At 45.8% G+C, this 24,483-nt stretch carries 22 protein-coding genes; 8 read left to right on the top strand and 14 right to left on the bottom strand.

The features are described from left to right. The first annotated feature begins 63 nt into the window (after nt 1–63). Nucleotides 64–522, top strand: a complete 459-nt coding sequence (locus EKM89_RS09925; RefSeq protein WP_048734047.1) for a universal stress protein — start codon at nt 64–66, stop codon at nt 520–522. A 73-nt stretch (nt 523–595) separates the two neighbouring features. Further along, complete coding sequence (locus EKM89_RS09930) at nt 596–1,477, top strand: RluA family pseudouridine synthase (RefSeq protein WP_125688154.1); 882 nt, start codon at nt 596–598, stop codon at nt 1,475–1,477. Nucleotides 1,478–2,452: 975 nt separating this feature from the next. Here the strand turns inward: EKM89_RS09930 and EKM89_RS09935 are convergent. The 4 genes from EKM89_RS09935 to EKM89_RS09950 all read right to left on the bottom strand — a co-directional run bounded on the left by EKM89_RS09935 (nt 2,453) and on the right by EKM89_RS09950 (nt 7,536). Continuing rightward, on the bottom strand, nt 2,453–3,796 hold the full coding sequence (locus tag EKM89_RS09935; RefSeq protein WP_125688155.1) for a signal transduction protein: 1,344 nt from the start codon (nt 3,794–3,796) through the stop codon (nt 2,453–2,455). After that, a complete protein-coding gene (locus EKM89_RS09940; RefSeq protein ID WP_125688157.1) occupies nt 3,793–5,121 on the bottom strand; it encodes a GHKL domain-containing protein in 1,329 nt (442 codons plus the stop codon). Before EKM89_RS09940 ends, EKM89_RS09935 begins: the two co-directional genes overlap by 4 nt. Nucleotides 5,122–5,134: 13 nt before the next feature. Continuing rightward, on the bottom strand, nt 5,135–5,890 hold the full coding sequence (locus EKM89_RS09945) for a response regulator transcription factor (protein ID WP_125688159.1): 756 nt from the start codon (nt 5,888–5,890) through the stop codon (nt 5,135–5,137). A gap of 1,220 nt (nt 5,891–7,110) precedes the next feature. Further along, a complete protein-coding gene (locus tag EKM89_RS09950; protein ID WP_125688161.1) occupies nt 7,111–7,536 on the bottom strand; it encodes a hypothetical protein in 426 nt (141 codons plus the stop codon). Nucleotides 7,537–7,611: 75 nt separating this feature from the next. Between EKM89_RS09950 and greA the strand changes: the two genes are divergently transcribed. Next, nucleotides 7,612–8,097, top strand: a complete 486-nt coding sequence (gene greA / locus EKM89_RS09955) for a transcription elongation factor GreA (RefSeq protein WP_125688163.1) — start codon at nt 7,612–7,614, stop codon at nt 8,095–8,097. A 267-nt stretch (nt 8,098–8,364) separates the two neighbouring features. On the opposite strand, the gene EKM89_RS09960 is transcribed toward greA, so the two are convergent. Together EKM89_RS09960 and EKM89_RS09965 are read right to left on the bottom strand one after the other, a co-directional pair. Next, on the bottom strand, nt 8,365–10,743 hold the full coding sequence (locus EKM89_RS09960; protein ID WP_125688165.1) for a phosphoketolase family protein: 2,379 nt from the start codon (nt 10,741–10,743) through the stop codon (nt 8,365–8,367). A 358-nt stretch (nt 10,744–11,101) separates the two neighbouring features. Then, the gene (locus EKM89_RS09965; protein WP_048734019.1) at nt 11,102–11,827 is read right to left on the bottom strand and encodes a GntR family transcriptional regulator; all 726 of its coding nucleotides are present in this window, start codon (nt 11,825–11,827) and stop codon (nt 11,102–11,104) included. A 254-nt stretch (nt 11,828–12,081) separates the two neighbouring features. On the opposite strand from EKM89_RS09965, the gene ybaK reads away from it, so the two are divergent. Continuing rightward, on the top strand, nt 12,082–12,585 hold the full coding sequence (gene ybaK / locus EKM89_RS09970) for a Cys-tRNA(Pro) deacylase (RefSeq protein WP_125688168.1): 504 nt from the start codon (nt 12,082–12,084) through the stop codon (nt 12,583–12,585). Nucleotides 12,586–12,590: 5 nt separating this feature from the next. Then, entirely contained in the window at nt 12,591–13,394 is an 804-nt protein-coding gene (locus tag EKM89_RS09975) for a hypothetical protein (RefSeq protein ID WP_125688170.1), read from the top strand. Nucleotides 13,395–13,439: 45 nt separating this feature from the next. On the opposite strand, the gene EKM89_RS09980 is transcribed toward EKM89_RS09975, so the two are convergent. Continuing rightward, the gene (locus EKM89_RS09980) at nt 13,440–13,901 is read right to left on the bottom strand and encodes an NUDIX hydrolase (protein ID WP_125688172.1); all 462 of its coding nucleotides are present in this window, start codon (nt 13,899–13,901) and stop codon (nt 13,440–13,442) included. A 252-nt stretch (nt 13,902–14,153) separates the two neighbouring features. Here EKM89_RS09980 and EKM89_RS09985 point away from each other — a divergent pair, with 252 nt between their 5' ends. Then, nucleotides 14,154–14,378, top strand: coding sequence for a type II toxin-antitoxin system Phd/YefM family antitoxin (locus EKM89_RS09985; RefSeq protein ID WP_125688174.1), 225 nt, complete (start codon nt 14,154–14,156; stop codon nt 14,376–14,378). Between the two features lie 52 nt (nt 14,379–14,430). Here EKM89_RS09985 and EKM89_RS09990 read toward each other — a convergent pair whose 3' ends face one another. The 4 genes from EKM89_RS09990 to EKM89_RS10005 form a co-directional block, all read right to left on the bottom strand. Continuing rightward, complete coding sequence (locus EKM89_RS09990) at nt 14,431–15,237, bottom strand: chitosanase (protein ID WP_125688176.1); 807 nt, start codon at nt 15,235–15,237, stop codon at nt 14,431–14,433. Between the two features lie 115 nt (nt 15,238–15,352). Then, on the bottom strand, nt 15,353–16,762 hold the full coding sequence (locus EKM89_RS09995) for an MFS transporter (protein WP_382333255.1): 1,410 nt from the start codon (nt 16,760–16,762) through the stop codon (nt 15,353–15,355). A gap of 86 nt (nt 16,763–16,848) precedes the next feature. Further along, nucleotides 16,849–17,508 (bottom strand): HD domain-containing protein, encoded by a 660-nt coding sequence (locus EKM89_RS10000; protein WP_125688180.1) that lies wholly within the window; start codon nt 17,506–17,508, stop codon nt 16,849–16,851. After that, complete coding sequence (locus EKM89_RS10005) at nt 17,505–18,143, bottom strand: TetR/AcrR family transcriptional regulator (protein ID WP_164510565.1); 639 nt, start codon at nt 18,141–18,143, stop codon at nt 17,505–17,507. Before EKM89_RS10005 ends, EKM89_RS10000 begins: the two co-directional genes overlap by 4 nt. Nucleotides 18,144–18,323: 180 nt before the next feature. Here EKM89_RS10005 and EKM89_RS10010 point away from each other — a divergent pair, with 180 nt between their 5' ends. Both EKM89_RS10010 and EKM89_RS10015 read left to right on the top strand, forming a co-directional pair. Then, a complete protein-coding gene (locus tag EKM89_RS10010) occupies nt 18,324–19,217 on the top strand; it encodes an ABC transporter ATP-binding protein (protein ID WP_125688184.1) in 894 nt (297 codons plus the stop codon). A 5-nt stretch (nt 19,218–19,222) separates the two neighbouring features. Beyond that, complete coding sequence (locus EKM89_RS10015; protein WP_125688186.1) at nt 19,223–20,845, top strand: ABC transporter permease; 1,623 nt, start codon at nt 19,223–19,225, stop codon at nt 20,843–20,845. A 278-nt stretch (nt 20,846–21,123) separates the two neighbouring features. Here EKM89_RS10015 and EKM89_RS10020 read toward each other — a convergent pair whose 3' ends face one another. From EKM89_RS10020 to apf, 3 genes are all read right to left on the bottom strand, one after another. Continuing rightward, nucleotides 21,124–22,311, bottom strand: coding sequence for an acetate/propionate family kinase (locus EKM89_RS10020; RefSeq protein ID WP_125688188.1), 1,188 nt, complete (start codon nt 22,309–22,311; stop codon nt 21,124–21,126). A 159-nt stretch (nt 22,312–22,470) separates the two neighbouring features. Beyond that, nucleotides 22,471–22,818, bottom strand: coding sequence for an aggregation-promoting factor C-terminal-like domain-containing protein (locus EKM89_RS10025; protein ID WP_125688190.1), 348 nt, complete (start codon nt 22,816–22,818; stop codon nt 22,471–22,473). Between the two features lie 224 nt (nt 22,819–23,042). Beyond that, nucleotides 23,043–23,678: an aggregation-promoting factor gene (gene apf, locus EKM89_RS10030; protein ID WP_125688192.1), complete on the bottom strand. Its 636-nt coding sequence runs from the start codon at nt 23,676–23,678 to the stop codon at nt 23,043–23,045. Nucleotides 23,679–24,483 lie beyond the last annotated feature (805 nt).

Genomic DNA, 24,483 nt, shown 5'->3' on the forward strand with positions numbered 1-24,483 from the left:
GTAAAATAAATGATATAGTAAAGGTAAAGTTTTAACATGACTCGTGAAGGGGTGGCATTCCATATGTTACAACAATATAAGAACATTCTGGTTCCCGTTGACGGTTCCAAGGCAACCCAGCCAGTCTTAGAAAAAGCAATCGAAGTCGCAAAGCGCAATAATACGCATCTAGATATTTTAAACGTGCTTGAAGTGAATCAATTCAGCGATACTTATGGTGGTGCCGTCAGTGGTGACGTCATCTACAAGCTTTCTCAAGACGTTCAAGACCGACTCGACGCACTCAAGCAACAAGCCATCGATGCCGGCGTTCCCGATGTCAGCATCCACGTTCGTTTTGGGAACCCAAAGCCCGTTATCGCGCGGGAATTCCCAGCAGACCACAAGTCAGAATTAATTGTCATTGGCTCGACTGGTTTGACCGCCGTTGAACGGTTAATGGTCGGTTCTGTAACCAACTACGTCAGCCGCTCCGCTATCTGCGATGTACTGATCGTTAAGCCAGAAGAAGCGAGCAAATAACTTTAACTGAAAAGATGGCCTTCTGCTTAGCAGGGGGTCATTTTGTATTGCATTTGAAATTGGAGGCCAGCTCATGCATTGGACTTACACTCGAACACTCCCACAAGTACAGCCACCGATGCCCCTCCGCCAACTTTTGACGGCGTGGCTCCTTCCCAGTCACCTCGTTCATGACTTGCGCCTGAACCGCCGAGTGCTGGTTAATAATCAGTATCGTTCCATGAATCAGCTAGTGACCGGTGGTGAGACCATTCAACTTACCTTTATCCCCCAGGACTTCAAGGAACCCTTTCCCGATGTCGACCCAGACAGTGCTGCGACTGTATCCGTCCTCTATGAAACGGCCGATCTGCTCATCATTAATAAGACGCGTGGCAGTAAGACCCATCCTAATCAGCCCGGCGAACGTGGAACAACGCTGAACCACGTCGCTGCTTATCTCGGCGCTAATCAGCCTGGGCCCTACATTCTTAGTCGCCTCGATCAGGAGACGACTGGCGCCTTAATGATGACCAAGACGCCCGCTGTCGTTCCTATTATGGTACGTAACATCGCGGAAAAGCGCGTCCAGCGGACCTACCTGGCATGGGTGATTGGCACATTGACTGGCACCGGTGTCTTTGATGCCCCCATTGGCAGAGACCTCCAGGATAAACGTAAACGTCAAATCAACGGGGATCACGCCCAGCCAGCCGTGACACACTATACCGTCGTCAAACACAAAAGTGGGGCGACACTCGTTCAGCTATGGTTAGAGACCGGTCGAACCCATCAGCTCCGTGTTCATCTTGCCGCAGCGGGGCATCCGTTGATTGGCGATCCGCTTTATGGTCCCCCCAGTAAAAGCCGTCTGCGACTACACTGTTGGCGTTTGGTCTTTCCTCAACCATTTACCTTAGGTGAACCAAAAACGACTGTAACGGCGCCTGTACCGGCCGATTTTGATGACTTCTAAGTAATCCTAGTCTATATGTAAAATCGTGTAACACCTTTTACCTTGAGAACAGACAACCTAGCATTATCGTCGATTTTTCTACGATTTAGACGATTGTCACTGTTAACCATTGCCGCTTGTTATACTTATACTGAGTTCAACGGCTAGGGGGGATTCGATGCGTTGGCAACAAAAATTAGCATTGCTTATTCTGATCGTGCTGCTAGCCATCCTATTAATCTGGGGTGCCATTAATATTTATCGTTAGATACTTTAAGTAACGCCAATTGGTGAGGGCCAATTGGCGCCTTTTTTTGTAAAATTTTAGGTTACGAGTAAAATTACTATCCTTTTTAGAGGGAACTAAAGCTAATTCCAATAGAATTTCTATCCAGAAACTGTCGTTCGCCTGATATTGGTTGACTTTACTAGCTTGCTCTTGCCTTCATATTTCGGTCCTGCATTCCTCCGAAACATGTTCCAGTAGCCAAGTTTCTGCGCTTAACAAAAATAGCCCTCTTATTCGGAATGGCCGAATAGAAGGAGTATTCTCTTTAATGCGCAGGACCTAAACAGCTACTGGAGCACGTTTATATACAAAAAAACCGGAGTAACCACTCTCCGGCCGCATTAGCATCATTAGAGTAATTCAACATAATCACAGGTTGTAGTCAGGAAAACGCTGTTTACTCAGAATAGCTACTAAATCTCAATATGTAGTATTGAGTTAAAACCAAGATGCGCTTAGTTCTGGGAAAACTAATCGTATCATGAAGAAAACTCTAATTCGTTTAATTGAAGCTTTCTTCACAAAGTCGGGAACCTATCAAATACCGCTATTTGCTAACTTCCCAACGTGATTCATTGCTATTACAAGTCCTAGTATATCAGACAGCTGTAGAATTGCAAGCGTTTTCATCGACTTAGCTTATCTGAATTATTACTCTTCGGTTAACGGTTCACCCTACGGACTTTGTGAATAGTCCAAGGCCTGGGCTACCCCGTCGGCAACGTTACAATTAACTGACCCCAATGAAGCTTGAGTTGGAGGGCCATTGTGGCCGACTGGGGAAGTGATTCGCGTAATTCTGAAAAGTCCAGTGTTCCCTTTTGAGCCGTCACTCGGGTATGACCGTCTAATTTGGCATCGATTGGTACCGGGAACGTCAGCGAGAATCGAAGCTGACCACCCATCTCCTTTAATTCTAAAGTCACCATCGCTGGCGTCAACTGGCCCACCACCGGCCACATCGGCGGCAACGCCTGATCAATGATTTCGCCCAGTTCCTTTAGCGTTGTGACTGTTGCCGTTAACGGCTCCGGCGTTTGAACAAAGAGTTGGACTTGACTCTGCTGTGCTAGTAAATAACTATGGTACAGTTGAAATTTTAGTGTCGGACTAGGCACGTTATTGAGATCACCAATCGTTAACTCAGCGGCATTACTAGTTGCCCACTTCGACCGGATATCGATATAAAGCTGACGAAATCCCGCATAGTCCTTGTCTTCCAGATACCCCCCCAGACCCAAGAGCATGTTCTGGTAGTCGTGACTAAACTTACGAACCTCCCCCATCTGTCGATTCAGCTCGGCCGTATACTGCTCGCGAAACTCATGCTGCTGCATTTGAAGTCGTGTGTGGCCTTCTTGTAAATGCGTTTGCATCAAAATATAAGTACTCAATGTCAGCCCAACCAGTAAGATGCCAGCAATTCCTGCTAAGAAGACCAAGTACTGTTCCGACTGTTGCAGCGTTTGCAGGGAATATTCAAATAAGATATAGGCCAGTGCAATCACCGACATAAACCCCAAGAAAAAGTATTCCGTTGACCGTCCCATAATGTCCTGAATCATATTTTCCATGGGGGCCCGGGTCAGCCAGATTCCCACCGCCAAGAGCGCATAGATAATATTATCAACAACCAGCTCCGTCAACGTCCCCCAGACACTGACAGCAAATGTCATACTGGTAAATTGAATCGTCACTGAAATAATCATCATATCGACAAATTCAATTAATAGGTACGCTAAAATCGACACCTCAATGAACGCCGGCAGATACTCCCAATGCCGGTAGTAGCCCATAATGGCAACTTCTATTCCCAACAAAAAAGCAATGGGAATCGCACCAATCAACGTGCTCGATGTTTCAAACGATGTTAGCGTATTTAGGAGCGAAAAGCCACCGGCCATTAACGCACAGTAAAGTAAGAAAAAGTGTTCTTGGTGCATGAACCGGTCATTCCGTAACCGGGGAAACCAATAGTATTGAAAGTAAACAAACCAAAAGGCCAGCGAGAAATTCGCCAGTGTGTAGCTTACTCGCCCCACTGTGATCACGCTAAAGACCTCCCTGGTTTAGTCAAGATAATCGTAAAATATAACATACTTCGCTTCACTTCAATCTGCAAAGCCGCATTCTTGGTCTGTGAAATAATGTCATGAACAGTACTCAATCCCAGGCCATGACTACCACCTTTAGTCGTATATCCTGCCGCCATAAAGCGATTGATCTGCGGTGGCCGGTCAGGTGACACTGGATTCGCTACTGAAAGTTCAACTGCACCTGGATAATCCAACACCGCACAGTGAATCTCCGTGTCAGTGCCCACTGGACCGGCTTCCAAAGCATTATCCAGCAGAATTCCCATGATTCGTAGGAGTTGCATACTATTCATGGGAATCGACTGCACCTTATCTGGAATTTCCAAGCGCAGACTGCTACCTTGATTCTGTGCGGCCAAAATTTTCTGGAAGAGTAGGCTTTTCAGTGGTGGGTCACCCAACCGTTGTAGGCCCTCTTCTTCCATGCCAGCTAATTGACTTGTCGCCTGCCAACGGTCATTTAAAGTTTGATAATAGGCCGTCAATCCCGCATAGTCTTCGTTATCAAGATACGATCCGAGCTGTAACATCTGTTTCTGATACAGTTGTTTGAACTGACGAATGGCCTGAACTTGGTCAGAGATTCGGCGATCATAACGTGTCCGAATTCGTGATTCCTGGTACAACGCCCGTAACTTTTGCCGATGGAAGAAGCTCTGGAGAAAAATAAATAAACTGGCACTGATCAGCAGGATCATGACCAGTTCAATACTCAGTACAAACGTTAACATTGCGTGTGTAATGTCCAACTTGTGAATAACGACGGACGAAAATTGTGCTAAGATGGCCAGACTGCCCATCAACGCTGTCACCGTCCGCTGTTCCTTACGACTAAACGACAACCGCTCTAAGCTTCCGGGCTGTATTCGCATCCCAGACACTGCCAGTGAAATCAGTGAATAGATTAAAATTTGAAAGGAGAGTCGCCCCACCATCACCCATGGTAGCTGACAAAATGGGAGGCCCCAGAGTTCAATCATCACCTGGCGGACTAAATCATTAACGAGCACCACTACCATATAGATAACGATCGTTGCATTCACAAAAATCAGCGCCATCTTACGTCGATGATGAATAAGGTATAAGAGCGCGCTAAGTGGTGGTAACATCAGTGCCCACGGTCGACCAATGAACGCTGGAATCAGCGCCCACCCCATCCATTTTAGTGGCAATTTCCAGTTCTGTGGTCGAATCAACCCAATCCACAGCGTCAAAAACCACTGCATGGTCACAGCCAACACGAAATTTATCCAAAAATTTTGATCGAAGACATGCAACATTATTGTCACCTACTCACGCTTTCAAATGCTTCTGCACCAACGTCTTCACCTCATGAAAGCGCCGTGTCGCCACATCAGTCTCATCGCCATTAGGAAAAATCAAACGCCGGTTAGTCGTGTCGATACCGCTCACATTATTCAGATTGACCAGAAAACTTTTATCCGTTCGATACAACTCCGGATATTGATCCGCAATATCTTTGAGAAACCCAGGAAATTCGACCAACTGACTCACCGCGTGAACGGTTACTTTATGTGGCGTTTCAGCAGTTTCTACGAAATAAACATCGCCCATTGGCAAACTAAATTCCCGACCACCAATGGTATAACTGAAAAGATTTTCCGTGTTTCCTAAGTAATTGGTATATCGCTGATACCCATAGTCAACATTTTCTCGCAATTTCTGATCGATCTGCGCACGCCCGAGGTCTTTGACCACAAAATCCATGGGCTCCACCTTTCGCTCAAAAGTTAACAGCGCCATTTCCGAATGGGTCGTTACGAAGACGATTTCCGCAAACCCCAACTGCTGGCGGATGGCAATCGCCGTTTCCAATCCCGTCGTCTCTTCGTCTGGAAACTCGATGTCGAGAAAAAATAGCGCATATTCCGGCGGATTGGTCGTCAAATCGGCCAATAGCGCCTGTGGACTTGGCGTAGCTAGCCGAACTTGCATGTCGTAATCATTGATCATAATATATCGCTGCACGGTGTCCGTGTAGTGTTTAAGTTGCTCGGGATTATCCTCGCAGAGATAAACGGCTAGCACCAAAATCACACTCCTTTTTATTAAATACTATATAACCCTATCACCCACTAATGTAACCTGAAAATTCGCCGCGTGCAATTGTTTTCGTCACGAAATCTCTGAAATGGCTAAAACCATTCTGTTAATTCACTGATTAGCATATTCACTAGTTAAGGATTTGACTTGTTAGGTACTTGGCGTGCTGAGTTATGTTTCTCGGATGGTACTGACGTAAGCTACTAAGATTTTTTGAGTGACATGTGAGAGACTCACTGATTTACAAAGCGTAACGGTAACTTTCAAATCATCTAATCGAACAATTGGTTTACTACATTGGACTGATTGACTGTGCTAAACTGGATTCCGAAATACGTAAAACAAGACAGGTTCCTGCACTTAACGTCATGACTGCCTAGATGAGGCTGACTCGTTGACTGCGCTAAACTGGATTCCGAATTTTATATTCCGATCCTGGCGGCTCCTGAAACGCGTAGAACAAGGCAGGTTCTTGCGCTTAACATCATGATTGCCTCGATGAGGCTGACTCGTTGACTGCGCTAAACTGGATTCCGAATTTTATATCCCGATTCTGGCGGCTTCTGAAACGCGTAGAACAAGGCAGGCCCCTGCGCTTAACATCATGGTTGCCTAGATGAGGCTGACTCGTTGACTGCGCTAAACTGGATTCCGAATTTTATATCCCGATTCTGGCGGCTTCTAAAACGCGCTTCGCAAGGCAGGTTCCTGCGCTTAACAAAAATAATTCTCCTGTCCGGCATTGCCGAACAGAAAAATTATTCTCGTTAATGCTCAGAACCTAGACGCCTTGCTTCACGCTCTAATAAAAAAGAACCACCCGCAGGTAGCCCTTCTTTAAGTTGATTATTTAATTGCCGGTGCTGGCTTTATTAGCACTCCCCCAAGTTCTAACGTCGCATAACCCCTAGGCATTCCAATAACCATCACTTACTCTTCAGCTCATTGCAATGAAACTGCTACTCGCCTAAGTTACGTTTGACGTTCTATCAGGCCGCCCGTTTTGATTAGATAATCGTGGGATGTAAGGCCGGATGGATCAATCCACTGAATCGCTCACACTTTAATCCATTGACCCACAAAATCAGTTGCCGTAAAACTGACCCCTTCCAACTGTTATTACTTTAACATGCTTTCCAGTTGGTAAACGTTAAGCAGCAAAAACGTCATTTTTTTAACGTTCATGCGGAGTTGAACAGCACAATTTAATTGTGCTTGAGGGAATAAGTGACGAAACCGCCCAAGATGATGGGGGCCATGAAGGCTAAAGCGATGTCAATCAACAACCGCCAATACCACGCTTGCGTCGTCTTAGGTGCTGCCGTTAACCGAGGGGCCTGCTCCGGTTTGGCCATTTTTTCGTAAACTGAAGCCGTCTCATCAGCTGCCTGTCTACGGCGCCGGCGCCGGCGATGGAAGATGGGCGCTTGAAGATCTCTGTCGTCCATCAAGACGACCCACTTGGCAAAGGGAAAACAAATCCAACTCAATAGGAAATACCAGTCGGCACCCGTAAACCCACCTATCAACTGACCTTTGGCATAATTAAAATGACCTAAGACAGCAACGATCAGGACAAAGACTAGTCCGATACCTGCCTGCTTTAACCAAAATCGACCGAAAACTTTCAATATGAAGACTCCCTTTTCTTTTTGAAAATTACTATGTAGAATGAAGACAAACTAGAAATGAAACGAGGTGTTTCGATGGCAACTTCAGGTGATTTCAACCCCATCACAGCAGCCGGTTACCGCGACTTACAACATAAAATTGCCACGCTAGAAGCCGACCGACCGGAAAAAATCGAAATTCTGGCCGAAGCTCGAGCCCACGGTGACCTCTCAGAAAATGCCGAATATTCCGCTGCTAAACGGGACCTGCGGCATTTGGAAAGTCAGCTACGTTTCTTCAACAAGCAACTACAGTACGCTAAGGTGGTCGCCCCCACCAACGATGACGTGGTCGAATTAGGCAAATGGGTCACCGTGACCTTCATGGATGACGACGACCAGGACACTTATCAACTCGTTGGGACCCAAGAGGCCGACCTCAACGCCGGCAAGATTACCCGCGTATCGCCGTTAGGAAAGGCACTGTTAGGCCACCATCCTGGCGACACCGTCACCATTCAAGCGCCTAACGCTAGCTATGACGTTCGCATCATCACGGTCAGTCTGACGACACCAGAATAATATTAGTATACCATTAGAAAATACCGGTTAGACTTGTTCTCACAAATCTCGCCGGTATTTTTTGTATCATCTCGCTAAAAGTCGAAAGCCAAACTATTCACCTTACTCTTGCGACAGTAGGAATCATCACGGCAAAATTAGTGAAAATAGCCACCCTCCGGCTCAAATTGTATATGTCCATTTCAAACACCACATCCCAAAAAGGAGCACGCTCCCGGCCGCAATGGCCAGTAACGTGCTCCTATTTTTAATCAAAGTATTAATGAATTACTTCAGTGGCTTCCATTGCCAAGCGTTAACTTCTGGCAAATCGGTCCCAACCTCACGGATGTAAGCATTGTGCTTAGCAACCATGTCGTCCATCCGCTGGATAAAGTAAGCACCCTTAACGGCGTACGCATCAATATCGCTAACGGCTTCCTTAGCCAAGTGGTAACGGTCCAAATGGTTCAAGACACGCATATCAAATGGCGTGGTGATATCACCGTTTTCACGGTAACCATGAACGTGTAAGTTGTGGTTGTGACGATCGAAGAAGAGATCCTTAACCAAGTCTTCAAAGCCATGGAAGGCAAAGATAACTGGTTTGTCCGTCGTGAACAGACGGTCGAATTCTTCGTCAGAAATCCCACGAGGATCCAACTTAGGTGAACGCAACTTCAACAGGTCAACAACGTTGATGAAGCGCATCTTCATTTCAGGGAATTCGTCATGCAATAATGAAATTGCGGCTAATGATTCCCAAGTTGGTTCAGTACCAGCTGCAGCGAAGACGATATCAGGTTCTTGACCTTGGTCAGTAGATGCCCAGTCAACGTAGCCCAAACCATTGTGAACCAGGTTAGTGGCTTCATCAATGGAGAACCATTGTGGACGTGGGTGCTTAGACGTCACAATCAAGTTGATCTTTTCGCGGCTCCGGAATGCAACATCACCGACGGCTAACAAGGTGTTCGCATCGGCTGGCAAGTATTCACGGATAAAGGCAGGCTTCTTTTCAGCCAAATGGGTCAACATCCCAGGATCTTGGTGGGTGTAACCGTTATGATCTTGCTGGAAGACAGTTGACGTATCCACGAAGTTCAATGATGGATAGTCATGACGCCAGTCTTGTTCAGCAGCCTTACGCAACCACTTGAAGTGTTGGGTCAACATTGAATCCACAACGCGACCAAATGATTCGTAAGTTGCGAAGTAACCATGACGACCAGTCAGAACGTAACCTTCCAACCAACCTTCAGCTTGGTGTTCGGAAAGTTGTGAATCAATGATTCGGCCAGAGTGCGCCATGTTTTCGTCGTTTGGTTCATGAATGTCTTCCATCCATTGACGCTTACCGTAATCCAACGCAGCGTAAAGCCGGTTAGACTTAGTTTCGTCAGGACCAAAGCCACGGAACGTATCTGGATTCAACTTCATAACGTCAGCCAAGTAGTCAGCCCAAACCAACATATCTTGGGCAATCGTCTTGCCATGTTCAGTCGTATCAACGGCATACTTCTTGTAGTCAGGCAACTTCAATGGTTCTGGCTTGATCCCACCATTTGTGATTGGGTTCATAGCCATCCGTTGTTCACCCTTAGGTGCCATTGCACGGACGTCAGCTTTAAGCGAGCCATCTTCGTTAAATAATTCTTCTGGCTTGTAAGACTTCAACCAGTCAGTGAGCATGTCAACGTGTTCCATGTCGCCGGCGTCAACAGGAATTGGCACTTGGTGCGCACGGAAGGAGCCTTCGATAGGGTTACCATCTAAGTCCTTCTTAGGACCAGTCCAACCCTTAGGTGAGCGAACAATGATCATTGGCCATACTGGTAATGAATCGTCGTTGTTGTCACGCGCATTCTTCTGAATGTTCTTGATTTCAGGGATCACTTCGTCCATGACCTTAGCCATGTCTTCATGAGCCTTCATATGGTCTGAGCCATCGGTTTCAACAAAGTGTGGATCCCAGCCCATGCCTTGGAAGTACTTCGTTAAGTCTTCATCAGACATCCGTGACAGGATAGTTGGGTTAGAAATCTTGAACCCGTTCATGTTGATGATTGGTAATACCGCACCATCCTTGATAGGGTTAATAAACTTGTCTGAGAACCATGAAGCAGCCAAAGGACCAGTTTCAGCTTCCCCATCACCAATTTCAACAGCGGCAATGACGTCTGGGTTATCTAAGATAGCACCAGTCCCATGAGAAAGGCTGTAACCAAGTTCCCCACCTTCGTGGATAGAACCTGGTGTTTCAGGTGCGGCATGAGAGGCAACACCGCCTGGGAAGGAGAATTGTTTGAATAAACGCTTCAAACCTTCTTCGTCTTCGGAAATGTTTGGATAAATTTCACTGTAACTACCATCAAGATATGAGTTAGAAACCATAACTTGACCACCGTGACCTGAACCTTCAATGTAGAACATGTTCAAGTTGTACTTTAAAATGGCCCGGTTTAAGTGAGCATAGATAAAGTTTTGAGAAACAATCGTTCCCCAGTGACCAATTGGCTTAATCTTTACATCATCAGAGGTTAAGTCACGCTTCAATAATGGGTTGTCACGCAAGAATAACTGTCCAACTGACAGGTAGTTCGCTGCACGCCAGTACTTGTCAACGCCTTCCAAGTATGCCTTGGAGTCGAAGTCTGTATTTGCCATGTAATTAACACTCCTTCTTTGAATTCGTAACTGCATAATCTAGTTGATAGAAAATGTGTAAAATTTATCTCGTAATGAATACCGGGATGACTTTTACAGTCCCTATGATAGGCCGTTTTACAGAAAAGTCAACCTTTTTATAAATTGGACCGTATCAATTTATAAAAAGAAGGCCCAAATAGATTTAGGTCGCTAATCATTCTGAAATTATCGGTAATTGCCAACTAATCTACGCCGATTTGCGTACTGTTCTCTGAGCCTCACACTTAATCGTCTAACTTGGCTAAAATCCGTTGAATTGCTATACTAGCAAACGACTCAAAAAAGCGGCCACCCGAGGGCAGCCGCTGCATGGTGCTTATTCTTCATCTAATGAAACAAAGGTGTTATAGTTCAAATATTGATAGTGTAGCCGCATGTTAGAAACCTCAAATGGTGTCCCATCATCCAAGAAGAAAATACCTTCCATGATGCCTACGGGTTCTACCGGCTTCAAATTAAGCAGCTCTTGATCGTCCGCTGTCGAAGGTTGGGCCTGGATCGACATGAAGGACTTGGTGACGACCTTACCCTGACTCTCCAAATAATTAAAAATAGAATCCGCCACGGTTTTTTGTGACAAGTTTGGCGCAATCTTAATCGGAATATAGCCAGTCTCAATCATAAAAGGCTTATCCTCAAACAACCGCAACCGTTTGATCTCGTAAACGAAATCCCCTTCTGCTAAGAAGAGGTCCTGCTGAATTTCCTTACTTGCTGGGACCACGTTAAAATTCAGGAGCCGAATACCAGGCGTTGTGCCGGCCGACTTCATACTGTCAGTAATTCCCAGATTTGACCCTTCATATTGAAAAATAGTTTGGTTTTTCATATATAATGGATTAATAAAGGTGCCTGACCCACGCTTTTTAAAAATAATTCCCTGATTGGCTAAAACACTGAGTGCGCGCTTGACTGAGCTACGACTAACTCCGTAGGCTTCGCTAAGGCTCCGCTCGTCAGGTAGCCGCTTGTTGGGAAATTCATTTTGATGGATGCGCTGCTTTAAGTCCCGCATCACCTGTCGATAGACTAAATCTGCCATGATATCTCCTCATAAACTCTTCAACTAGACATTCTCTGTGAGTAGAGTATAACAGGTTTTAGCGGCGGTGTCTTCTTTTACTGGAAAACAACCGTCCCATTTATTTTTAAAGTGCGGTCCAATTTATATTTTTATAATCGACATACAGTTCTATTCGAGTGATGACTCCCGGATTATTTACCGAATAAATCCGTTACAATGACCGGTAGTACACGGACAGTAAACATTAATTCTAATTTTGAAAGGTGATTTTTATGGCCAAAAAGAAAAAAGACAAACGCCTGCATAAGACTTTAGTTGAACAGATCCTTGATAAAAATAAGATCACATATAAACAATTTGAGTTTGCGACCCACACCAAGGGTGATGTGGCCCAGCTTGAGGTCGATCATGAAGATGTTGATGAACACCACATCTACAAAACGTTAGTCCTTAGTGGTCCCACGACCGGTCCCGTAGTTGGTGTCCTGCCAATCGACGAACATCTCGACGAGAAAAAGTTGGCCAAGGCCTCCGGTAATAAAAAGGTCGATATGGTTCCGCTAAAAGACCTGGTAAAAACGACGGGTTACGAACACGGTGCCAACACCCCTGTCGGTATTTGGGAAAAGAACCATTTTCCAATTTACTTCGATACTACCGCCCAAGAACAAGGCACTATTCTAGTTTCCTCCGGCCAGATCGGTCGTTCCGTCGAACTCGATGCCACCGCACTGGCTGGGTTGGTTCACGGCACGTTCACCGACCTGCTGGAGTAAGGGCCATGAATACGGACCTCAATTTGATCTTTAAAAACTTAGGGATCGTTGGCCTTGACCTCTTAGTGATTCCCTTTGCGTTCGTGACGTTGCTGACCTACTTGAATCGTGACACCAAAAAGTTCTTAGCCAATGGTTTTGGTATTAATAGTGAACTTTACCTCGGGTTTATTGGCATCTTTTTTCACGAATTAAGTCACCTATTGACGGCCATTTTATTTGGTCACCGGATCGATAAGGTTCGTTTAGTTAAACGACCTCATCCTAATCGATCCGGTGCGGATGGTCAGCCTGATTTAGCCTTGGGCTACGTCAATCACACCTGGAATCAACGTAATTGGTACCAAGTTATCGGCAACCTCTTTATTGGTGTTGCACCTATTTTTGGTTGCGCACTGGTCCTGCTCGCGCTGACGGCAGCGTTGATTCCCAGTCTCTTTCAAGGGATGTTGACCCTCATCGCTGATCCCTTTAGCCTTGACTGGTCCGGCTTCTTTCAGAGTATTGGTGGTGACAATCACCCCGTAATCCGCTGGACGGTAATGATTTTGCTATCGCTTAATATCAGCATTGGCGGCTTCGACCTCAGCACGGCAGATTTCGCGAATTCCCGCATTGGACTGATTGGTTTTGTCATTATTATGACGGCTATAACGGTCCTCTTGACCATGGGCAACTTGGCCAGTGGCTTTTTAAAATTCATCACAGCCGCCATTATTCTCCTAGCGGTGGTCTTGAGTTACGCGTTGCTGGTTTCGTTATTTACCAATTTGTTGGTTCGCTTGGGATTACAGATCAAAGAACATTAAAAATAGATGAAAAAGGCGTGGTCAGGTGATCCTGATGACGTCTTTTTAGTCGTACCATGGATAACTGCCGGAGAAAAAATTTTGCACCGCATCTTCATGTTGCGCGTTTAACATGGGTGGTAACTCGGCAGCTGAAAAGTAGGTCAATGCCAACGTCTCATCGTAATCGGGTCGTAAGTGACCACCCAGTCGTTCGACAGCAAAAGTGACGACCACTGCTTGGGCAATATCGCCATTGGGATACCGCTGAATCTGATTAGACGAAATGCCCAAAAGTCCAGTAATTGCAACCATCAGCCCCGTTTCTTCTTTGAATTCACGGACACAGGCTTCCTGTGCACTTTCGCCAAATTCTAGTGCACCTCCAGGTAATCCCCAACGATTAAAATCTGACCGCTTTTGTAGTAAAATTCTGTGTCGATGATCGACTAAAATTCCACCAGCAAAGGTTAAAATTACCGGACTATTACCAACTTTTTTTCGAAGTTCTTGAATATAATCCGCCACATAGACGCCTCCTCATCCCTCATAGATGCTTAAAAATAATTAAACTATAATTAAAATAGAATGTCAATATTCTAATCATAAATGTATTTTCGTTTATAAAGTAATAAATTTAAAGAGACATTCACTTAGCGCCGGTTAGCCGCGCGACTTATCAAAGTTTCAATACGAACATTTGTTCTGTTCAGCGCTGATAAAACCTGCTATACTACGATTACTGTCAAAGACGCCCAGTCATCATCCAGGAGGATTCCATTGAAAACCTACCAACTCGCTAAGCTTCATGCACACACGAAGCAACTTCTTCATCAAGTTGCCGCAACTCAGCAAGCAATCGAAATTAGGCTGCCGGCAAAACACAGCGTGGTCGTCATGAGTAAGGACCGCTACGCGCAACTACTTGAGCTCAATTATCTCTGGGAAACGGGCTCACTCCCCGCGGCATTACAGCAGCTAGATTTAGAGTCAGACGTGGGATAACCCCTTGAGACACTAAAAAACACTGTCCAACGACAATGCTTTTTGAGGAGTCCTACTTTAGATAGTAAGAATCACCGTACATTTTCCAGTGTAAGGGACGAGCCAATCGATAATTCTGGTCATTGATAAATTGACGTTGAACGTTTAAGCGGGATAGATCTTTGTGCGCCTTTTCCTGCTGCATGACACGAGTTCTAACTTTCAAGAAAGTCTTTAAGTACGTTGCCTGATTGCCACCCTGTTTCGGCGAGCGGGCCAACTTGAGCGCCCGGCGACGAATGCCGCCAAAACTACTAGCGTCTTGTCCCGGCCCATGAACGACCATGGCATCGTAATAGATATATTGTCCCAATGGACTCAAGTCATCCTTTTGTGCTGCTCGTAGGACAGGCCGTAAATATTCCTGGTCAACAACTGCGTCCTGAGCGTGACGCATCTGAACATCCTTTGCCGCGTGATGCCAATCACTCACAAAACGTTGACCAAGCCCGCGATGCGAAGCCGTTCCGTTGACGCGTCGTAACGCAGGTAAATATTTTCTTAATCGATTGTTGTGCGGTTTTAAGCGCACATACCGTTGGACCACTGTCCGTAAGTCACCCGTCGCCGACGTAAATCCAATGATTCCTGCCGTATAGCCACGTCCATCCCCAATATCCTCGATGTACCGGTATTGCTGACGGTAATTCAGGCTGGAGTTCTCTGCACTAGAGACTAGTGCAAAAGTCGTGGCTCGCAGTTTCCCCGTCCGAATCGTCTTCTTCGCCTGATAACCTGGCGCTGCTGATTGACCACAAGCCGTTAATCCAATTATTGTGATGAATGCCAGTACTCCCCAAAACAGTCGCTTTACTTTCATTCCTACCTACTCCCATTAGTAAAATTCACTTCACCCGTTAGCTTACCAAATATTTCGACATTTTTCTCGACTACCTAAAAAAAGGCGTCTCGCCAGCCTGACGAAACCCCTACAATTACTTATCATTCTTTTGATAACGGAAAACAATAAAATAAAAACCAAAGTTCAGGATGCTCAGAACAAAGATCAAGCCAAAGGCCAATTGACTTCCAATTGCCGTCTCATGGGCATAAGACATCCCGCTCACCTTCACGGAAGACATCAACGCCGCCAGAATCGTTGTTCCAAGTGACCCGGCAAACTGCTGTCCGGTATTATAAATGGCATTCGCGTCCGCCCGCTGACTCATGTCAACTTCTTTTAACCCATTCGTTAACGTATTACTGAACGCCATCGACCGGCCGATACTGAACAAAACATACATGGCCGAAATTAAAACGACACTGAGGTTGCGCCCAAACACCGTAAAGATCAGCGCAGCAACTAAAAAGAGACTACTGCCCAGCAAAATCGGCAGCCGCGCACCATGTTCATCCAACAAATGACCGAACCATGGCTGCAAAATTGCCGTAATCAAACTACCTGGCAGCAACATCAGGCCCCCAATTAGAGATGTCGCCCCAACCACGATTTGCGCATAATTTGGCAACGCAAAGTTAATTCCAATATTACAGAATTGGAGGATAACGTAAGCAAAGAAACTATAAGTAAACACCGGATTCCTAAAGATTTCCAACTTCAACAATTGTTGTTCGCTACGCCGTGACACCTGAATATACAGCAGAATAGCAGCTATGGCTAGAATGACACCACCCAAAAATTTCCAACTTAAAATACCAGCTGAAGAAACACTGTTGACCCCTAATGTAAAACTAATGAAGGCCACTGCCAGTAGGATAAACTGGAGCCAATTAAACCGAACTTGCTTTATGGGTGAAAACTGCTTAATGGCCGTTAACCCCAAAATCAAAATCAACGCTTCAACTGGCAAGGTTGACCAAAAAATCATTCGCCAATTTGCTAGATAAACCATGATACCGCCAAAAGTAGGCCCACTAGCTGGTGCAATCATTAAGATCAAGCCCGCCATCCCCATATAGAAACCTAAACGGGATCGTGGAACACTTTCTACGACAATGTTAAACATCAATGGGATAGCAATCCCCGCACAACCCGCTTGAATCAATCGACCAATCAACAAAATCGGAAAGTTGGTTGCGAGCGCACAGATTAAATCTCCTAAAATAAAAGCCATTGCGGCGGCCACGAATAACTGCTTGTTCGTAAAACGTTGCTTTAGAAAGGCCGATGTAATCATGAGCAACGCCACCATTAGAAGATAGCCTGTCGTGATCCATTGCACCGTGTTCAATGACACCTGCATTTGTTTCATTAGCGCTGGAAACGCCACGTTCATTGACGTTTCTACCAGAATCCCTAAGAATGCCATCAAGGCAATCGCAAAGATCGCAATTAAATTTTTTCTCGGTACCTTCTCAGGCTGAGTCACTGTTTGCATCTGAATCTCTCTTCTCTCTTAATTAGCATTACTTTCCATCATACGCATTTTAGACCGAAAATGCATGATTAAATTTAAAAAAACGCGGTTGCTCAAGCTTCCGCGTTCCATTCGGCCTCATATTCGATTAGAAAATCTAGCATCACTTGTTGCCGATGTTCGGCTAGTTTTTTAGCTGCCGTTGTATTCATTAAGTCCTTTAGGGTCAGGAGCTTCTCGTAAAAATGATTAATAATCGTCTCGTTATCGAGATTACGATACTCCGCATGTGTCATTTCGGTTCGGGGCTTTACGGCCGGATCATAAATTTTTTCGCCGAAATGTCCCCCAAAGTAGATTGCTCGTGAAATGCCAATGGCCCCAATCGCATCTAGCCGATCGGCATCCTGAACGATTTGTCCTTCTAATGGTAGTGGTTTAGCCGTCCCATCAAGCGTCTTATGGTAAGACATGTTATCCATGATTAAAAATACGGTATCAATCTGCACCGTCGTAAACCCTTGGTCAATCAGGAACTGACGAACCTCTTTACTAGCCGCGACAGTGTCCGTAACTAATTTTTCATCGATAACGTCATGTAGATAGGCCGCCGTTAGGGTCTCAAGCCGGTCAGCTTCTGGATATGACTGTCCAATACGGTCTGCCAAGCCCACGACACGCTGAATATGGTCGAACCCATGGCCCGTTTCATCATTTCCCATTTTAGATTGTGAAAACTGCCGTACTGCTCCTAATACTGCTTTGTCTGTCATTTTTCATCCTCCTGATCGGTTGGTTGCGACTTTGGCGACGACATTGGGCCGCCAGCAAATCCATAAAAAAACAAATGCATGAGTTGATCGATCAATCGTTGATACTTTTTCGGTGGAATATCAGCCGTACTAAAATATGTCACGTACATATGCAAGTACAACAATAATGCCTCATCGGAAATATCGGGATTGATCATACCGGCTGCCCGACCGCGAGCGACCACAGTATCCCAGAACTTCTTTTCACCGGCTTCATAGGTCTGCTTAACCGCGCTACTTCGATAGTCACCTCGCATCTCATCAATCACGAATTGATAAAAATCCGGATGAATTGCATCACTCAGTTTAACCTTATTTGCCATCATAGCCTTGACAATATCCTGAAATGGTACCGTGTCATCATCAATTAGCTTCTGGAAGCTGGCATAGCCTTGAATAATCATTTCAATTATAACCTGCTGCCCGAGTACGAGCTTGCTATCAAAGTACTTATAGAGGGTCACCTGTGACACTCCCGCTTCCTTAGCCACCGTCGTGATGTGCGTTCCTTTAAACCCATCTCGAGTGAATAACTTGATGGCTGCTTCCAAGATTCGTTGTCGCTGTTGGACCTTACGCTCTTGATTGGTTGCCACTTGTTCCACCACCCTCGCTAACTTAATGACTAATCGTTCTTAAGTTTATCATACCGCAAAACACTTGCGCTTTTAATTTTAGTGAACTATTTCAGAAAAATAGTTCACCTTTTCGTTGACTTTCGTATCTACTGGGCTTACGATGTAAACGATTTTAAAACTGTGAGGAGGGGATTGCTTATGACAAATCCTGTACTTCAAATTAATCATCTCCAGAAAAAGTTCGGTCACTTTCAAGCATTAAAGGATATCACCTTTGATGTCCGCCCCGGTGAGGTCTTTGGCTTTATTGGACCAAACGGTGCTGGAAAATCAACAACTATCCGGGTTCTACTCGGTATCATCCGTGCCAGTGGTGGAACCGCCACTGTCTTTGGCCAAAATGTTTGGTCTGATAGCGTTAGCATTCATCAACGCCTAGCCTATGTTCCCGGCGACGTCTACCTCTGGCCTAATCTGACTGGTGGAGAGATTATTGATCTCCTCCTTAAAATGAACGGAACCGCCCACTCCGCCAAGACCGATGACCTTATCAAGCGGTTTGGTCTAGATCCGACGAAGAAAGCCCGGACTTACTCCAAAGGGAACCGGCAAAAAGTTGCTCTCATTGCCGCCTTTTCGCAAGATGCCGATTTTTATATTTTCGATGAACCCACTTCCGGGCTAGACCCATTGAACGAACGTATCTTCCAAGAAGCCGTCTTAGATCTTAAGACCCGTGGAAAAGCGGTCTTACTCTCCAGCCATATTCTCTCTGAAGTTGAACGCATGTGTGACCGCATCGGTATTATTCGCGAAGGAAAAATCATTGAAACCGGCAGCTTAGCCGAAATGCGCCACTTGACCCGGACGATGATTACCGTCACGTTAGGCGATGACTTTGACGTCACGACTCTAGCCGGTACTCATGGCGTCACCGCAGGTCATCAACCACATGAATGGCAGTTCTCCGTCGAAGACGCGCAGCTCAGTACCGTCATAGATGCCCTTTCGCAACATCAGGTCATCGCGCTACAGAGCACCCCACCAACCCTTGAAGACCTCTTCATGCACTACTACACGGGAAAGGAGTGATCATCATGTCACGTTACGGACGTACTGGTCAACTGATTCGGTTGAATTTACGCCGCGACCGGTTCCGAATCCTCATGTGGGTCATTCTCCTTGCTGCTCTGATGACCAGTGTTGCTTGGAAATTTGAAGGCATTTACGGCACGCAATCCGAAATTGCGGCCATTAAAGGGACCCTAGCTAGTCCTGGTATTGTCGCCATGTTTGGTGCCTTCTCCTTTACTGGTAAAGTTACCACTGCCGAAATATTTGCGAATGAAATGTTACTCTTCATGGCGCTTATTCAGGTCGTCATGAACCTAGCATTAAGTATTCACGCAACTCGTTATGAAGAAGATCTTGGCATCACTGAGCTCGTCCGGGCACACGCCGTTGGTACGGCAGCGCCACTAGCCGCCGCTGCCACTGAATTAGTCCTCATAAATGGTTTTCTGGGTATTCTTTATAGTCTGGGACTAACCGCCGCTAACATGCCCGGGGCCTCTATCGAAGGAGACTGGCTGATTGGTCTAGGCTTGGCTAGCACCGGCCTCCTTTTTGGGATCCTTGGCCTATTGACCGCTCAGTTGGCTGACCATTCAGCTGGCGCCACTGGCTTAGCCTACAGTCTGTTTGGTCTCAGTTATCTCGCGCGGATGATTACCGATGTGCAACATCCCCATCTAACTTGGTGGTCACCACTCGGTTGGGTCGAAAAATTGGCACCTTACAATCAGCCAAATTGGACACCCATTTGGCTAAGCTTATTATCGGCTCTCGTTCTGGCAGAACTAGCCGTACTAGCTAATAATCACCGTGACCTTGGTGCCGGTGCCATCACGACACGACCAGGCCGCCGAACTGCCTCAATCTTTCTTCGTGGTCCGCTTTCCCTGATTTGGCGGCGGCAACGAAATGTCATTATCGGCTGGATCGTTGGTATTATTATCTTTGGTGTCGCTTATGGAACGGTATTCAACACCATTGGCGATATCCTTAAAACTAATCCGACCATGCAACAGGTCTTTGGCACAGCCATGGTCCATGAAGCCAACCATAAGGTGTTACTCAGCTTTACTTCGCTACTAGCCATTATCATGGCGGCCGTGGCCGTCATTCCTGGCATGCAACTGATTTTAAAGCTACACAGCGATGAGACTCGTGGCTGGCTCGAGGCCCTCTACGCACGACCACTTAGTCGCACGCGATTACTCTTTAGTTACGTCGGCACTGCCTTTATCACCAGTACCCTTGCTTATATTGGCGGACTAGGCGGCATTGTCGTCATGGGCGATGCCAGCCTGAAGCACGTCCAGGACGGTATCAGTGCCAGCGAGTTTTGGCAAGGTATCTGGGCTCAGCTCCCCGAAATTTGGGTGTTCTTGGCGCTCAGCGTTCTCCTTGTCGGCTGCTGGCCACGACTCAAAGCCCTCAGCTGGTTCTATCTCGCCCTAGGCTTCATCAGTGTCTACATGGGAAGTCTATTAAAGTTGCCCGCCTGGGTCAAAAATCTTGCTCCCTCGGGCTGGATGCCCCGCGTACCACAACATGAGATGAACTGGACCACCTTCAGTTGGATGGTTGTCCTGGCCATTGTTCTCGTCATCGTCGGTTGGCTTGGCTATCGCCGACGTGACCTCCACATGAGCTAACCTGGCGTTAGCCTAACGACCCACTTTTGACTGAAGCATCATTAATAATCAAACCTGCCTAACCCATCACCCCACGCGGCCTTTACGGTCTCTAGCTATCTGTGCCTAAGACCTTTCTGCCCCTAATTAGTACAGCATCATAATGCTCGCAATTTCCTAAAGTATCCGGTATGCTGAACATACGTTGGCTCCCCCGAGTCCATAACGTACGACTTAAATCAAAAAAAATCACACCCCGTCCACCATCGTTGGTAGTTGGGGTGTGATTTTTTAATCGGCTATTTCGTCAATCGTTCCACATCGCGAACAATCATGAGCTCTTCGTTCGTGGGCACAACCAGTACCTTCACGCGCCCACCGTCTGGACTAACAATGTGTTCCTCGCCACGAAAATCGTTCTTAGCAGGGTCAATTGCAATACCAAAGTAATCAAGTTTATCCGCAATGGCTTGACGCATTTCCACACCATTTTCACCGGAACCCGCTGTAAACACGATAGCGTCCACACCATTTAATTCAGCAATGTAACTGCCGACGTACCGGACGACGCGGTTCACAAACATTTCCAAAGCCAGCTTGGATTTTGGACGTTCGTCCTGTGTCTTTTCAAGGTCTCGCTGGTCTGGTGACAGTTCGGAAATTCCTAGCAGACCAGACTTATGATTCAAAATAGCAATCATTTCTGGCATTGTTTTCCCTAATTTTTCCGCTAAAAAGGCGACCAATGAGGCGTCGATATCACCAGAACGCGTGCCCATCATGACCCCTGCTAATGGCGTGAAGCCCATGGACGTATCCAGTGCTTGACCATGATCAAATGCCGTAATCGACGAACCGGATCCTAAATGTAATGTAATTAATTTTAAATCTTTCAGGGGTTTCCCTAAAATCTCAGCCGTTCGGTGGGCCACATAACGATGGCTCGTCCCGTGAGCGCCATATTTTCGTGCACCCAGCTTATCGTAGTACTCATATGGAATACTATACATGTAATTGACCGCAGGCATCTCAGCGTACAGTGAGGTGTCAAATACGGCAACCTGTTTTGCTTCCGGCAATAATTGCTGAAAAACTTCAATGTAATACGCTTGAACTGGATTGTGCAACGGCGCGTAGTCCTTTAGTTCCATGATCTGCTTCAGTACGATCGGTGTGATGACCGCGGAATCCTTAAAGACTTCACCACCCGCAACGATTCGATGACCAACACCGGTAATTTCGCTCAAATGCTTCACGATACCGTAAGATTTCAACCGCGTCAAAACCATCGCCGCTGCAAGCTCATTGGTAATGTTATCCTGTGTGTCGACGATCTTCTTACCATCTGGTAACTTGACCTTAAAGATCGACCCTGGAAGATTCAGCCGATCGACCATCCCCGATGCGATAACGGTTTCTTCCGGCATAGAAAATAATTTCCATTTTAGCGTGGAACTGCCTGCATTAATTGCCAATGTTTTTGCCATGATTAGTGTTACTCCTCCCATTTGACTTATCTCCTAGTCTAAAGAAAAATGTAACCGTTTTCAAGAAAAAGTTCGTTTACGCTTGAAACTCCTTATTAATTTAATTATAAACAACAAAAAAGCCCGAGGATTTTCATCTCGGACCCATTAATTTTAAATTTAGAACCAACCGTAGCCTAACCAGTGACGTTTCGCACCCTGCCAAGAACCGTACCGATTATGAGCATAATTATCAGCCGTCTTTTCTTGATTCGACTTACTGTAGTCACCGTGCAGCATTGAAACAGTCAATTGGTATTTCCCGTAATAACGACCGTTACGTGCGCGATAATTACCGCCAGACTCTTTTCCTGCGATCCAAGCCTTAGCTTTCTTTTCTTTCTTAGTCAGCGTGCAAACGTACTTCACACTTGCATCTGCAGTCGTGGTACCAATCACACCAGTGGCGCTAGGTAGAGCCATGGAAACGACCATGACAATAACCATAAAGAATGTCTTGAGCTTCAACGTGGTTCCCCCTAACGGATTTATTAAGAATATCATAACCTTTTCAGGTTACAGTCTAGTTGTCCGAATGTTACAGAACCGTGACAGCCCACCCCACTTTTTGCTGAATGGTGTCAAAAAACGCTTGATACCAGCAAAAAACGACGGTCCTCCTCAGAGGAAACACCGTCGTTTCATAATCTTATTTTTTTAGCTAACTTACCAAACTGATTAAACGAGTCGGTTTAGTACCAACCGTTTGCTTGCCAGAAGGACTTGGCTGCAGCCCATGAGCCATAACGTGAAGTCACATACGAATTAGCAACCTTTTCCTGGTTGGCAGCTGAGTAGTCCCCATTTAAAAGCGACTTAGTCAGTTGATATTTCCCGTAATAGTTCCCGTTAGAAGCCGTGTAAGAGCCACCAGACTCCTTGTTGGCAATCCAAGACTTCGCTGAAGAATCGGAGCTAGACGTGGTAGATGACGTTGTAGCGCTAGTTGTGGTCCCAGTGGAAGCAGAAGTTGACTGACCACTGTACGTGCTAGTCCCCGTACTCTTTTGACTACTGTAGTTGTTCGTCGTCTGTGTTGACCCAGTTGTTGCTGAATTAGTTGTTGCGGCGGTCGTAGTCGTTGACGTGGTTGAATCTGGAATCGTCAAGGATTCACCGACGTAGATTAAGTTAACATTCTTTAAGCTGTTGGCCTTTTCAATGGCCGAAACACTTGATTTATATTGATTAGCAATCTTAGCGACCGTGTCTCCTGACTTCACCGTTACCCGGACGTCGGCGTTAGCGGAAGTGGTGCTAGCAAAGAATCCTGCACCTAACACAGCAACAGTACCTAACGTAGAAACTAAAACTTTTTTGATATTCATAAAAATGAACGTCCTCCTTTTAATTAGTGAAGCTGATTTGTCTATCAATTACTTAACGAGACCTATCATAACCTGTGGACGTTACATCGGAGTTGTCAGGACGTTACACCCTGATTAAGAAAAACTGACTTAAATGACAAACCGTAATGTGGTTAATAACGCTGAAACATTTACAACCTAATATGTTCACGATTGCGGGTAACCAAGAGATTATCTAAAAAATTAGTCATGACTGACCAGTTTTAACGAAAACCAGATTGACTAGATTTTTGGCCTAAAAGCTGCCGATTTTAGTAAATAGTGATCGGTTTAGACTTAGTCAGCTGCTGCTTTTGCCAGTTAATCACCAAGAATGTCATTAACTGACGTGAATTGTCGCTGAAAGCACGTGTTTTTGAAAATACGCGTCCACGCTGCGTGGTGCTTCCTATAATTAATGAACAATATACTCGGCACCTTGTCCGGCGATGGCTCATTGTGGTTTCATACTGGCTTAGTGCTTGGATTTGTTCTCGCACTGAGATCCCGATACTGGCAACCTCCGAAACGAGTTCCACGAGGCAGCTCCCTCCGCTTAGTAACAATAAAAGCTCCTGTTCGGCATAGCCGAATGAGAAACTTTTATTTTCACTAATGCTCAGGAGCTAACCGCCTCGCTCCACTCTCTTTTCTCTTATACACAAAAACGCCCCCAGACCTGCATCCGGGGACGTTACTTGAATTTAAACGGTTCTACAATATCTGTTGTTGGTAATAGATTTTTATCTATTAATGATGACAGATTTTTTGTTTATCATTAGAATAA

This window comes from Levilactobacillus fujinensis (assembly GCF_003946335.1).
GTDB classification, from domain to species: domain Bacteria; phylum Bacillota; class Bacilli; order Lactobacillales; family Lactobacillaceae; genus Levilactobacillus; species Levilactobacillus fujinensis.